We start from the raw sequence: 12,606 nt of genomic DNA on the forward strand, positions 1-12,606 counted from the left end.
CCGTCCGGCGGCACCGCGCCCGGATCGACCGTCGGCGGAGAGATCGCCGACGCGGGCGGTAAACCGGCTAGTGCACCTGAAGCGAGCAGGAGCGCGGCGACGGTCGCGCGCGACGCGCGACCGTGCCACCCCCTGCTTTTAGCGGTAACGGATCGCCGCATAAACATTCATCAGCCAGAATGCCAACGGGAAGATGGGCATCAGGCACAGGTACTCGACGTATTCCACCAACTTACGGAACAGCGGGCTGTAGATGGTGTTGGGCACGACCGCCGCGGCCGTCATGCCCAGCGCCGGCAGCACAACCAGGATCGCCACGCAGATCGACACCGCCAGCGGGGACTGCAGCCCCAGGGCGTAGCGCACCACTACCGCGGCGACGATGAGCACCGCCGTCGCGGCAAGGGTGATGGCCTGCCAGCGGTCGACGTACGAACGGCCACGCAGCATCAGGAAGCCGGCGCTGAATCCGGCCAGCAGGAGCGGCAGCCAGCGCTGGAAGGTGTGCGGGTCGGACAGGGAGGCCAGCGAGACCACCATCAGCACGCCCAGCCCCAGCAGCAGACCCGTCAGGAACGACCGGGCACGCTCGGCCTGCAGCACCACATCCCGGACGGACGCCGGACCCTCCAGGACGGGGGCGCCACCGTCGGGCCGCACCACCGTGGTGGGCAGATCCGGGCGCGCCTCAAACACCCACCGGCTGGTGGCCGACGGGAAGACGGGCAGCCGGATGCCGGCCAACCGGCGCGACAAGGCCGGCGCGGCCTGGTAGGTCAGCACGCAGACCAGCACCACGCAGGTGAAATTCGTGACCGCGCTGGTGTTTGCGACCATGCGCGCCAGGCTGGCGATGGCCGCCACCGCGCTGATGGTGACGATCGCGGTGTAGATGCCCAGCCGGCGACCGGTGAAGCGCAGCGTGAGCGCCGCGGCAGTCGCGAGCACGCCGAAGCCCAGCACCGCCTGCGGGGAGCCGACGCCGCCCGGCGGCGCCGAGGCCGCGGCCACCGTCAGCGGCGCGAGGCCGCTCAGCAGCAGGATGTCGGCGACCAATCGCTCGGAGTGCGTCTTCGCCCGCATCGCCAGCAGGATGGCCACCGTCAACACGAGCGCGGCGATGACCGCGGAGTAGACCGTGGGCAGCCATGAGTTGTGGTGCCAACGCCACCACCCCAGCAAACCGGCCGCCGCGGTCACGCCGATCGCGACCATCGACGCGCCGACCTGGACGGCGACGACCGGGTCGATCGCGGCGAAGCGCTTGCTCAGGTTTGCCGAGACCGCGGTCGAGATGTGCTCGATGACCTGCGACCGGTGCTCGGTGTCCGGCAGGAACCGGATCCACAACCGGTCACCGTCGTAGACGTCCTGCTCGGTCAGGGACTGGGTGGCGCGCAGCGGGGTGCCGTCGACCAGGCACAGCGCCCACCGGCCGCGGCCGGTGGCCTCCAGCGGGGTCTCGCCGAGTTCCCTGAGGCGGCTGTTGACCACCTTCAGCAGCGGATCGGTCATCACCGAGACCGGGGCGTTGGCGTCCAGCAGAACGCCGATTTGCACGCCCTCGCCGGCCATGATGCCGACGACTACCGCGCGAGGCTGCGCGATCCCCTCGATTTCCGCCTGTAAGGCGTCAGATACTCCTGCGGATGTCATCGCCCTGCACCCCCTGCCATGGTGAATGTGTAACCCCGTGTCGCCAGGCGCGCGTGAGCCTCGGTCGCTTCACTCGCCGCGGCGCTGCGGTCCCCTGAGAGGTACAGCTCGACTAATTCGAATTTCATCTGCCTCGCCTTGCGCTAAGGAGTTGTGGTGACAGTGCTTTGGAGATTTGCTGATGATTCTAGAGAAGTATGCCGTCTTCGCATCCCGGCCGCATGTTGTCGGCAAAAGCGTTGGTAAAGTTTGTGTTTCACGCGGATGTCAAACCCTGCTGTGCGTTTTCCACTCGCCGTAGGGCAAGGTGTCCAGCACCGTTTTGATGCCCACCTGCACCAATTGCGGGGTCGCGGGGCAGATCGCCAGCCACGCCTCCCCCGAGCCCGCCGTCCGCGCCTGTTGATAGAGCGCGATGCGGCCACCCGAGCCATCCTTCAGCGACAACACCGAGGCGCTCGGGCCCTTGGCGTCGTCCCGGTACTGGCGCGCGTACACGGCTACCTCGGCGGCCGGGTCCGACAGGGCCTGGCCCAGTGCGGCGACCGTGGCGGCGCTGATGCCCATCCGCCGCAGATCACCGCCGGAAAACACGTTGAACCCGGATTCCTGCCACGACTTCGTCGCTTCCAGCATCTCCTCCAGCGGAACGTTGACCGCGTTGATCGCCGCCGGCTCGGCGTGGTGAATCGACTCCAGGCCGTCCAACACCAGCGACGCGATCGAAGCGCTGTCCGCGACGGCGACGTCGTCGACGGTGATGTCGCTGCCGACCCGCACCGCCGACACCCAGTGCTGGCCGCGGCGGGCCAGCACCACCCGGAACTCGTTGTCGGGGATGTCGCGCGAACCGGGCGGCTGGTTCTCGTCGTCGACGACGCCATAGAGCAGCTTGCCCCGCGACAGCAGGGCGACGACCTCGAGGTCGGGTGCAGCGAGGACCCGCATCCGAGCGGCGACTTGCTCCTGCACCTCGTCGCCGACGACGATGCCCTGCTCGCGCATCACCGCCATGCCCGGATGTTCGTTGAGCCAATCGCTCGAGTCGGTGGACACGAACGGCCGGCACCGCAATTCGGGCGCCACGTGCCGGATATCGAGCAACGCCTGAAGCATCCAGAAGCCGTCGACGTTGACGGTGATGTCGGTGCGGGTGCTCTGTTGATCCATCAATAGCCTCAGAAGTCGAAGTGGTCGAAGTGGTCGAAGTGGTCGAAGTTTACTGAAACCGCAGGACGCGGCAGCACACCGATGTGTGGTGTGCTGCCGCGCCCGAAGTTGCGAGTTAGGCCCAGCTGGACCCGACGGCGCTGTCGGTGCTGGCCATGTTGCTGCCGGCGCTTTGCACCTTCTGGCCGTGGGAGTTGGCCTGCTCGTAGATCACCTGGAAGTTGCGACCCAACTGGGTGATGAACTCCTGGCAGGCCACCGAACCGGAGCCGCCCCAGAAGTCACCAGCGGCCAGCACATCGCGAACGATGGACTGGTGCTCGGCCTCCAACGACGCGGCCTGGGCGCGAATCGTCGCGCCGTGGGCGTCCACATCGCCAAACTGGTAATTGATTGTCATATCGGTGTTCTCCTAACGTCTCAAAGGGTACGCAGCCTGCGCTTTTCGCGCTAGCTGCCGAGGATTTGCTGCGAAGCCTGCTCTTGCTGCTCGTAGTTGTTGGCGTCGCGGATCAGCCCGTCGCGCACACCGTGCAGCATGTTCACGATGTTGCGGAAGGCCTGATTCATCTGACCCATGGTGTCGTAGGAGGTCGCCTGCGCCTGGCCACTCCAGCCGGCACCGGCGATGTTCATCGACGACGCCCACATCTTGCGAGCCTCGTCCTCAACGGTCTGCGCGTGGACCTCAAAACGGCCCGCCATCGCCCGCATCTCGTGCGGGTCGGTCATAAAACGTGTTGCCATGTTGGCTTTCTCCTTAATTCTGAGTGACTTGTTTTCAGTTGTGATGAGCAACGACCCGGCGGTTACGCGCTACCGCACCGCAGAATCGCATACAGAAAGTTGGTCCCCCCGGAAAAGCTGCTTAGGCCCAGCCGTCAGGCCCCGGCGCCATGGACACCGGATGATCGCCGTGGAACCCGCACCGTCGCGGGTTCCGTCGAAGGCGTTAACCGCTGGACCCGATCAGCCCGCCGACGCCGCGTTGGCGACTTCGGTCGCGGCGTAGGACGCCGAACTGATGCCCAGGGTGCTCACGAACTGCTCGTGAATGGCGGCCGCCTGCGCGCTGACGGCCTGGTACATCTGCGCGTGCGCGGCGAACTGGGCCGCGGTCAGCGCCGACACCTCGTCGGCCGCAGCGGGCACCACCCCGGTCGTCGGGGCCGCCGCGGCGGCGTTCTGGGCGCTCAGCGCCGAGCCGATGCCCTGCAGGCTTCCGGCGGCCGCGGCCAGGGCCTCCGGCTGTGTGGTAACGAACGACATAGGTTTTCCCTCCTCGAATTCCTCCGCACCGCTTTGTGCAAGAGAGTAGATGACAACATCCGGTTCAAGCTCGCTCCGAGGCCACCCGTTCTCCATTGTTCACTGGATGGCACGGCAAATTCACTTTTGGTAACGACACAGTAACAGCGCACGGCCCCTACCGCTGGGGTTCACAGGACCGTCACAGCAAACCATCAGAGCCGACGCCCCGTTAGTGCTGTAGAAGGCCTGCTGGCCAGCACGTATGGAGCTTATCACCGACGGGGCTAAAACGCGCGGGAGCAAATTCAGCACGGCGGGCCGGTCCGCCTATCCGGCCGCGGGCGGGCGGGCCATCACGACCGGCTTGAATCCGTAACGCGGCCCCGCGTTGGCCCCGCCGGTCCCCGCGCCCGCCAGCGGCATGCCGCCCAGCAGGTTTCCGGCGCCCGCATCGGGTGCCTCCCTGACGTTGCTGACGGGTATGGCGGTGGCATGGCTCGGCGCCGTGACGGGCCCCGACCACGACGCCGGCACCGACAGCTTGCCGAGCGATGTCGCGCTCCCCAGATGCGCCGCCACGGGTGCGCCTCCGCCGAGCAACCCGCCCAGCCCGGGCAAGCCCTTGGGGACCGCGGCCGCGGCCGCCGGCGCCGCCGCACCCAACGCCCCTGTCGTTTTCGCGATCTGGGTCATGAAGTTGCCCATACCGATGCTGAAGTAGGGCAGGCCCTCGGTGTTGTAGAAAACCCCGGCGTACGGCGAGATCGCGGACATGAATGCCGACAGGCTGCTGCCGGGGAAGGTGGGGCTTCCGAACAACACCTGCCACACCGCGGACAGCGGGCCGGTGCCCGACGCGAAGTACCACCATTCCTGTTGCAATGGCGAGTAGTAGGGCGACGCCAGGCTCGTCAGCTGCGCGGTGATCTGGCTGATGGCGCTGTTGATCTGATTCTGTATCGAGCCGACCGAAGTCGTCGCCGCCGCGGCCCCCTGGGTGGTCGACGCCGCCGGATTGGCGACCGCCGGCGCCTCGGTGAACGGCGTGACGGTGGAGGCCGACGCCGAATTGCCGGCATAGCTGTACATGGTCGCGGCGTCCTGGGCCCAGAATTCGCCGTACTGCGCCTCCAATTGCGCGATGATCCCGGTGTTCTGACCAAGCACGTTGGTCTGCACCGCCTGGGCCAACTCGGCTCGGTTCGCCGCGATGAGCGGCGGAGGCACTATCGCGGCAAACGCCGCCTCGTAGGCGGCCGCCGCCGCGCTGGCCTGGGTGGCGGCCTGCTCAGCCTGGGCTGCCGTCGTACTCACCCAGTCCACGTAGGGTTGCGCCGCCGCGGCCATCGATCCGGAGGCCGGCCCCAGCCACTCCTCGCTGGCGAGCTGGGTCACCACGTTCTCGTAGCCCAGTGCGGCGGCATTCAGCTCGGCGGCCAGCGAATTCCAGGCCGAGGCCGCAGTGACCAGCGGAGTCGAACCCGCACCGGAATACAGGCGCGCCGAGTTGATCTCCGGCGGTAGTGCACCAAAATCGATTGCCATTTCCTGACTCCTTAACCAGTCGCGGCCGCGTTGGCCGCCTCCGTAGCCGACTCGATCGCTTCGAAATCGCTTGCCGCGCTTTGCCATATCGCACTCGTCGGCGCCAACCGGATCGCGTGGGATTCGGTCGGTCGGGTGCGCCCTTGGTGACTGCAGTGGGACATCTGCGTCATCCGGCCGATGGTGGACGGGCGAGCACGCTGCGTCTGAAGCCGTATTCGCGGGGCGGCCAGGCGGAGCCGGCCCGTCGGCCGCCGGTGCCCATCGGCATGCCGCGCAGCAGCCCGTTGGGGCCGGCGCCCTGCGGGTCGGTGGCGTAGTCGACGGCGATCGCCTGGGCGGCTTGCTGCTCCACCGCGGCGGGAGATCCGGTCCACGCCTGCGGCACCGACAGCCCCCCGATCTTGGTGGCCGAGGACAAATTCGCCGCCACGCCGCCATGGCCGCTGAGGCCGCCGGCCACGCTGCCCAGGTGCAGGCCGGCGAACTGGGGCGTCGCATACCAGGCTCCGCCCGCGCCTGCCGTCGCCCCGCCCGGGCCGAAAGTCGACTGCTGCGCGATCGAGCCGAAGAAGCTCATGATCCCGGTCGAGAAGTAGGCGAGCCCCACGGTGGCGCGGGACAACGCCGTCCGGTTCGTCACGTTGAGGTTGGCGAATTGCTGGACGATCCACCAGTTGTAGGGGTTCAGTGGCGACGCCAACGCCCCCGTCGAAAGTTGTTGCAGCGCTTCGTTGATCGACGAGAAGATGGATGTGACGGAGATCGCGTCCGGGGTGAACGACAGTGCAGGGGTCGCGGCGGCCGCTTGCGGTGCGCTGGTTCCCGCGGGCGTGGCGATGGCCTGGCTGACCGCGGCCGCCTGCGCCGCCAGTCCGCTTTGGTCGGTGGTCTGCGCCGGCTCGCTGAAGGCGTTCAACTGCGTGGCGACCGCCGAGGCGCCCGCGTAGCCGTACATCGCGGTGGCGTCTTGGGCCCACATCTCCGCGTACTGGGCCTCGGTCGCGGCGATCGCCGGGAAATTCTGCCCGAAGAAATTGGTCGCCACCAGCGTCATCAACAACACCCGGTTGGCCGTGACGACCGGAGGGGGGACCGTCAGCGCAAACGCGGTTTCGAAGGCCGCCGCGGCCGCCCTGGCTTGGTTGGCGGTCTGTTCTGCCAGCGCCGCCGCGCTACTGAGCCAGGAGATATACGGGGTGGCCGCGGCCACCATGGCCTGCGCCGCCGGGCCCAGCCACGGCGAGCTGGTCAGCTCGGTGACCGCCGACGTGTAGCCGGTCGCGGTCAGGCTCAATTCGGTGGCCAGCCCATCCCAGGCCGACGCCGCGGCCATCATCGACCCGGCACCCGGGCCGGCATACATCCGGCCCGAGTTGATCTCTGGCGGTAGTGCCCCGAAGTCGAGCACTTACGAACCGTCGGACTCAAAGGGCATGTTTTCTCCGCAAGCTCGGATCTAACGTCGCGATTGTTCACGAAGTTGTAATGGATTGAGGCTAAACGGCGCGGCCCCACCTCCGCCGCCACCGGACCTGGCGGGCACCTCGGGACGGTGCCGGCTCGTCTGGTGAGCAGAGAGCGAAGTGGGTCTCGAGCCCGGCGGGTGGTGCCGCGCGGACAGTTCCTCTACCTGCGGGGATGCATCGATATCCCCGCCGTAGCCGTTCGGTGGCGCGCGGTGGCGGGGCCCGTTCGAGGGAGCTTCGGCGGCGCAAACGCCGTCGGGGCAGTTAAAAATCCGGCCGCGGAAAAAACCGCAATCGATCCCGTCTGGAGCGCAGGCCACCGGCCGCGACAAGTCGTCGGCGAGAGGAAGGACCCAGGCCGTAGCAACCTGCGATCGCGAACCGGCCAGCCCGGGCCTTGCGGAGGTTGGGCTTTACGCACAAACGACCGTGGGCGCAGGCATGCTGCCTGCGCCCACGACGCCGAAGCTTCTGAAGCCGGCTACCCGCCGAGGGGCGGCCGCGCCATGACGGTGGGACGGAACCCGTATCGTGGTCCGGCACCGCTGGACGCCCCGGCGCCCGCACCGGCCAGCGGCATGCCGCCGAGCAGGTTGCCGGGTCCCGCTGCGGCCTCCGGAGCGGCGCTGATGCTGCTGACCGGTATGGCCGACGCGTGGGGCGCAACCGCCCCGGTGGCGCCGGTCCAGGAGACCGGGACCGACAGCTTGCCGATCGACGTCGCGCTGCCCAAGTGCGCCGCCGCACCGGCGCCGCCGCCCAGCAGGCCGCCCAGCCCGGGGAGGCCCTTGGGCACCGCGGCCGCGGCCGGGGCCGCGGCCCCACCGATCGCCCCGACGGTCTTGGCCATCTGCACGCCGAAGTTGCCCATACCAACGCTGAAGTACGGCAGACCCTCGGTGTTGTAGAAGAAGCTCGCGTAGTTCGAGTAGCCGCCCAGGAAGGTCCCCATGTTGGTCGGCAACACCGTCTGGCCGCTGACGAGGAACCAGAGTTCCTGCAGCAGCGGGTTGGACGCCTGGAACTGCGACACCAGCGTGCTCGTCCCGGTCGGTGTGGAGAGCAGGCCCAGCGTGCTTTGAATCTGCGTGAGGTAGCTCTGCAGGGTCTGCTGGATCGAGGCGGCCGGCGCCGCGGACTGCGTGACGGCGGCGGCGGCCGGATTGGCGACCGCCGGCGCGTTCTGATACGGCGTCACCTTGGCAGCCGCCGCGGACTGACCGGCGTAGCTGTACATCGCCGCGGCATTCTGCGCCCAGAATTCTTGGTACTGGGCCTCCAACTGCGAAATGATCCCGTTGTTCTGACCCAGCACGTTGGTCGCCATGGCCTGTGACAACTCGGTGCGGTTGAGCGCGATCAGCGGCGGGGGCACCACCGAGGCGAGCACGGTCTCGTAGGCCGCCGCGGCGTTCTGGGCCTGGGCGGCGGCTTCCTCGGCCTGACCGGCGGTGGTCGTCATCCACTGCACGTAGGGCTGCGCCGCCGACGCCATCGAGGCCGAGGCGGGCCCCATCCACTCCTCGCTGGACAGCTGGGTGATGATCTGGTCGTAGCCCAAAGCGGCCGAAGTCAGTTCGGCGGCAATCCCGTTCCAGGCCGCCGCCGCCGCCATCATCGATCCGGAGCCCGGGCCCGCGTAGATCATCGCGGAGGTGACCTCCGGGGGCAACATACCCAACTCGCTCATGATTGACCTCCTAGCCGGCCGCGGCCGCGTTGGCCGCCTCGGTCGCTGCGTACGACCCCGAGCTGATGCCCAGGGTGCTGACGAACTGTTCGTGAATCGCCGCAGCCTGCGCGCTGACGGCCTGGTACATCTGGGCGTGCGCGGCGAACTGGGCCGCGGTCAGCGCCGACACCTCGTCGGCCGCCGCCGGCACCACCCCCGTCGTGGGGGCGGCCGCCGCGGCGTTCTGGGCGCTCAACGCCGAACCGATGCCCTGCAGGCTGCCCGCGGCCGCCGCCAGCGCTTCCGGCTGTGTGGTCACAAAGGACATTTGGTTTCCTCCTCAACTTTCAGGCTCGATGACCTTCGGGGAAAGATTTGCTGCTGAAGTGCACTTCAGACATGGCTTGCTAGCGAGACTATTTGGATCCCTTCGGGTCGCGCCTCCTTAGCGCCAACTGTTCACTGGTGGACAACTGCTGTTCATTTCGGGCAAGCCGTGGCCGGATTGCCGGCTGAAAGGTCAAGGTCGCCGCTCCTCGTCATCCGGCCGACGGCGGGCGGGTCAGCACGCTATATCGGAACCCGTATTTGTTGGTGTAGCCGTAGCCCGCGGTGCGCCGGCCCGCGCCCGTCATCGGAATGCCGCGCAATATGCCGTTCCCGGGCACGGCGTTCGCGCCCGCCTGCACGGGGGTCTCCTCGGAAGCGGCGAGCGTGACGGCCGCCTCGGATGTCGGCGTGCTCCAGTTGGCCGGAACCGACATCATGCCGACCTTGCCCGCCGCGCCGGTGCTCGCCGACACCGCCCCGGCGGGGTGGACGCCGCCAAGCCCGCCCACTGCGCCCAGGTGCAGGCCGCCGAACTGCGGCGTCGGGAACCAGGCACCGCCGGCGCCGGCCGTCGCACCACCGGGGCCGAAGGTCAGCTGCTGGCCGATCGACCAACCGAAGTTTCCGAGGCCGACCCCGAAGTAGGCCTGCAGGAACTGCCTGCCCTCGTTGTACAGCGGACTTATGCCGGTGGCGGGGAACGCCAACCCGTTGTTCCTGATCCCGAACCAGTCGTTGGCCACGGTGGGAAGCCCGTACTTGATCAGGTCCTGCAGCTGGTTCTGGAACATCGAGAACGGCCAGTTCGTGAATTGGAAGCTCGACAGTTGCTGCAGCGCCAGTTGTTGCAAGGTCTGGGGGATCGATGCGGCCTGGATCGCCTGCGCCGCGGTCTGCGCGGAGTTGCCTGCCGGCTGGGCGGTGGCCTGGGCGACGGCGGCGCCCTGCTCGGCCGGCGCGTCCGGCGTGCTGGTGTTGGGCGGCGCCTGGTACGGGGTCAACACCGTGGCGGCCGCCGAGGAGGCTGCGTAGCCGTACATGGCGGCGGCATCCTGGGCCCACATCTCCATGTACTGCGCCTCGGTGGCCATGATCGCCGGCGTGTTCTGCCCGAAGAAATTCGTCGCGACCAGCGTTGTCAACAGCACCCGGTTGGCCACGATCACCGGCGGGGGCACCGTCATCGCGAACGCGGCCTCGAAGGCGCCCGCGGCGGCGCGCGCCTGGCTGGCGCTCTCCTCGGCCAGGCCCGCCGCCGTGCCGAGCCAGCTCACGTAGGGCACGACCGCCGACACCATCGCCGTCGACGAGGGACCAATCCAGGGAGCGCTGGTGAGCTCGGTGATCACCGAGTTGTAGCCGCTCGCCGCCGTGCTCAGCTCCGCAGCCAGCGCGTCCCAGGCCGTCGCGGCAACCATTATCGACTCGGCTCCCGGACCCGCATACATCCGACCGGAATTGATTTCGGGCGGTAACGCTCCGAAGTCGAACACCCCGTGTCCTCCTCAGTCGGCCGTGATCGTGTTGGCGATCGCGGCGGTCAGATTGAAATCGTGGTGAGTGCGGTCACGACTTTGTGGACCAGCAAACTCGGGTCCGCGGGATCCAAGCGCACGGCGACGCACCCGACCCCTGTGTCCAGATAGGTGCTGTGCCACCAGGATTACCGGACTTCCGGTCAGCAATGACATCCACAATGTGTGCCTCGATCAGCCCGCGGTCAGCAACCGAGCGACAGCTCCTCGTGCCCGAACTGCCGCTCGCCAGAGACATTAGCGGCTGATAAAGGGCGCGCCGACCGGCGATGCCAACTGTTCATTCCGAGCCAATTAATGTTCACTCCCAGCCAACCGGAGTTCACCGACGGCCGCCAATCGTTCACCAGCCGTTTGCTTTTGGTTCGGCCGTTGCGCCGCTAATTTTCCTCGAGGATCAGTGCCATTTCCGGGCACGAGGCCACGCCGTCGCGGGTCACCTGTTCGTCCTCGGGCCGCACCTCGTGCTCTTCGAGGGTCGAATAGCCCGAAGCGTCGATGGGGAACAGCTCGGGATCGACGGCGTAGCACTGGGCGTGGCCCACGCATCTGGACTTTTCGAGACGAACCTTCACCGGGTTTCCTTCTTCGACGGTAGGCACATTGGTCGGTCGATAAAGTCTAAGAGATGGTTGCCGATCGGGGCCGCGCCAAATTGGTGCCCTTGTCCCCCACATGCGATATTGGTGTGCCATTGGGATCCGGGCGGGCCCGCTGCGCGGGAACTGTCACCACAACACACGAAAAACACACGGACAAGCGGAGATCGAGCGCATGAGCACTCTTGGCGAAGGCCAGCCAGGCAGCTTCTACCTTCCGCGGCTCGAATACACCAAGTTGCCGATGGCCGACGATCGTGGTGTCGGGTGGAAGACGTTGCGGGACGCCGGGCCGGTGGTGTTCATGAACGGCCACTACTACCTGACCCGGCGGGAGGACGTGCTCGCCGCGCTGCGCAATCCCAAGGTCTTTTCATCGCGGCTGGCGCTGCAGCCCCCGGGCAGCCCGTTACCGGTGATTCCGCTCGCGTTCGACCCGCCGGAGCACACCCGCTACCGCAAGATCCTGCAGCCGTATTTCAGCCCGCAGGGATTGAGTAAGTCGCGGCCGGTGCTGGAGCGCCACGCCGCGGAGATGATCGCCGAGCTGGCCGGGCGCGGCAAGTGCGACGCCATGGCGGATTTCGCGAGGCTGTATCCCTTCCAGGTTTTCCTCGATCTGTACGGTCTGCCGGTGGAGGACCGCGACCGCGTCATCGACTGGAAAGACGCGATCATCGGTGACAAGCCCTACATGACGCAGGACGACTTCGCCAAGGCGCACGAGCTGTTGGCGTACCTCACCGAGGCGATCGCCCAGCGCCGGGAAAACCCGGGCTCGGACATGTTGTCGCAAGTGATGACGGGCGAGGGTGACTTCAGCGATCTCGAGCTGCTGGGTATGAGTCACCTGCTCATTCTGGCGGGCCTGGACACGGTGACCGCGGCGATCGGATTCTCGTTGTTCGAACTCGCGCGCAGGCCGCAGCTCCGCGAGGAGCTGCGCGACAATCCCAGGCAAATCCGGGTTTTCATCGAGGAGATCGTGCGGCTGGAGCCATCGGCACCGGTGGCGCCCCGGGTCACGACGGAGATCGTCACCGTGGGTGGCATGACGCTGCCCGCGGGTACACCGGTGCGGCTGTGCATGGCGGCGGTGAACCGCGACGGCAGCGACGCGATGTCCACCGACGACCTGGTCCTGGACGGTAAGGTGCACCGGCACTGGGGATTTGGCGGTGGACCGCACCGCTGCCTGGGTTCGCACCTGGCGAGAATCGAGCTGACCATCATCGTCGCGGAATGGCTGCGGCAGATACCCGATTTCGAGGTGCCGGTCGATTACAAGCCCGAAATCAAATTCCCGTCAAAGACGTTCGCGCTCAAGGAATTGCCGCTGCACTGGAGTTGATCCCCGGTCGATCGGGGTCAACCCCAGC

Annotated in this window: 13 protein-coding genes; 1 reads left to right on the top strand and 12 read right to left on the bottom strand. The window is 67.5% G+C overall.

Going from position 1 to position 12,606, the window contains the following annotated elements; translation table 11 throughout:
- The 12 genes from MTAB308_RS29570 to MTAB308_RS02130 all read right to left on the bottom strand — a co-directional run.
- Positions 1-161, bottom strand: a 161-nt coding sequence (locus tag MTAB308_RS29570; protein WP_245831249.1) for a hypothetical protein, incomplete at its 3' end; no start/stop codon positions are given.
- Entirely contained in the window at positions 139-1,656 is a 1,518-nt protein-coding gene (eccD, locus tag MTAB308_RS02080) for a type VII secretion integral membrane protein EccD (protein ID WP_077097456.1), read from the bottom strand. The genes MTAB308_RS29570 and eccD, both read right to left, overlap by 23 nt.
- A gap of 267 nt (positions 1,657-1,923) precedes the next feature.
- Positions 1,924-2,826, bottom strand: coding sequence for an ESX secretion-associated protein EspG (locus MTAB308_RS02085; RefSeq protein WP_066912460.1), 903 nt, complete (start codon positions 2,824-2,826; stop codon positions 1,924-1,926).
- A gap of 115 nt (positions 2,827-2,941) precedes the next feature.
- Positions 2,942-3,226 (bottom strand): WXG100 family type VII secretion target, encoded by a 285-nt coding sequence (locus MTAB308_RS02090; protein WP_077097458.1) that lies wholly within the window; start codon positions 3,224-3,226, stop codon positions 2,942-2,944.
- A 50-nt stretch (positions 3,227-3,276) separates the two neighbouring features.
- The gene (locus MTAB308_RS02095; RefSeq protein WP_066914021.1) at positions 3,277-3,573 is read right to left on the bottom strand and encodes a WXG100 family type VII secretion target; all 297 of its coding nucleotides are present in this window, start codon (positions 3,571-3,573) and stop codon (positions 3,277-3,279) included.
- 222 nt (positions 3,574-3,795) lie between these two features.
- Positions 3,796-4,095 carry a PE family protein gene (locus MTAB308_RS02100; protein ID WP_066912446.1) on the bottom strand — a complete coding sequence of 100 codons (300 nt, stop codon included), beginning with the start codon at positions 4,093-4,095 and terminating at the stop codon, positions 3,796-3,798.
- A 309-nt stretch (positions 4,096-4,404) separates the two neighbouring features.
- Positions 4,405-5,616: a PPE family protein gene (locus tag MTAB308_RS02105; protein ID WP_108637183.1), complete on the bottom strand. Its 1,212-nt coding sequence runs from the start codon at positions 5,614-5,616 to the stop codon at positions 4,405-4,407.
- 175 nt (positions 5,617-5,791) lie between these two features.
- Positions 5,792-7,033 carry a PPE family protein, SVP subgroup gene (locus tag MTAB308_RS02110; protein ID WP_077097462.1) on the bottom strand — a complete coding sequence of 414 codons (1,242 nt, stop codon included), beginning with the start codon at positions 7,031-7,033 and terminating at the stop codon, positions 5,792-5,794.
- A gap of 539 nt (positions 7,034-7,572) precedes the next feature.
- Positions 7,573-8,781, bottom strand: a complete 1,209-nt coding sequence (locus MTAB308_RS02115) for a PPE family protein (protein WP_077097464.1) — start codon at positions 8,779-8,781, stop codon at positions 7,573-7,575.
- 10 nt (positions 8,782-8,791) lie between these two features.
- Positions 8,792-9,091, bottom strand: coding sequence for a PE family protein (locus MTAB308_RS02120; RefSeq protein ID WP_066912455.1), 300 nt, complete (start codon positions 9,089-9,091; stop codon positions 8,792-8,794).
- A 211-nt stretch (positions 9,092-9,302) separates the two neighbouring features.
- On the bottom strand, positions 9,303-10,586 hold the full coding sequence (locus tag MTAB308_RS02125) for a PPE family protein (RefSeq protein WP_077097466.1): 1,284 nt from the start codon (positions 10,584-10,586) through the stop codon (positions 9,303-9,305).
- 422 nt (positions 10,587-11,008) lie between these two features.
- A complete protein-coding gene (locus tag MTAB308_RS02130; protein ID WP_077098106.1) occupies positions 11,009-11,203 on the bottom strand; it encodes a ferredoxin in 195 nt (64 codons plus the stop codon).
- 199 nt (positions 11,204-11,402) lie between these two features.
- Here MTAB308_RS02130 and MTAB308_RS02135 point away from each other — a divergent pair, with 199 nt between their 5' ends.
- A complete protein-coding gene (locus MTAB308_RS02135) occupies positions 11,403-12,578 on the top strand; it encodes a cytochrome P450 (RefSeq protein ID WP_077097468.1) in 1,176 nt (391 codons plus the stop codon).
- The last annotated feature ends 28 nt before the right edge of the window (positions 12,579-12,606 follow it).

The organism is Mycobacterium terramassiliense, assembly GCF_900157385.1.
Classification (GTDB): Bacteria; Actinomycetota; Actinomycetes; order Mycobacteriales; family Mycobacteriaceae; genus Mycobacterium; species Mycobacterium terramassiliense.

Excerpts from the sequence above, each read along its gene's own strand:
- eccD (WP_077097456.1), bottom strand. The coding sequence starts at position 1,656 with ATGACATCCGCAGGAGTATCTGACGCCTTACAGGCGGAAATCGAGGGG.
- MTAB308_RS02135 (WP_077097468.1), top strand. The coding sequence starts at position 11,403 with ATGAGCACTCTTGGCGAAGGCCAGCCAGGCAGCTTCTACCTTCCGCGG.
- MTAB308_RS02095 (WP_066914021.1), bottom strand. The coding sequence starts at position 3,573 with ATGGCAACACGTTTTATGACCGACCCGCACGAGATGCGGGCGATGGCG.
- MTAB308_RS02100 (WP_066912446.1), bottom strand. The coding sequence starts at position 4,095 with ATGTCGTTCGTTACCACACAGCCGGAGGCCCTGGCCGCGGCCGCCGGA.
- MTAB308_RS02120 (WP_066912455.1), bottom strand. The coding sequence starts at position 9,091 with ATGTCCTTTGTGACCACACAGCCGGAAGCGCTGGCGGCGGCCGCGGGC.
- MTAB308_RS02085 (WP_066912460.1), bottom strand. The coding sequence starts at position 2,826 with ATGGATCAACAGAGCACCCGCACCGACATCACCGTCAACGTCGACGGC.
- MTAB308_RS02115 (WP_077097464.1), bottom strand. The coding sequence starts at position 8,781 with ATGAGCGAGTTGGGTATGTTGCCCCCGGAGGTCACCTCCGCGATGATC.
- MTAB308_RS02090 (WP_077097458.1), bottom strand. The coding sequence starts at position 3,226 with ATGACAATCAATTACCAGTTTGGCGATGTGGACGCCCACGGCGCGACG.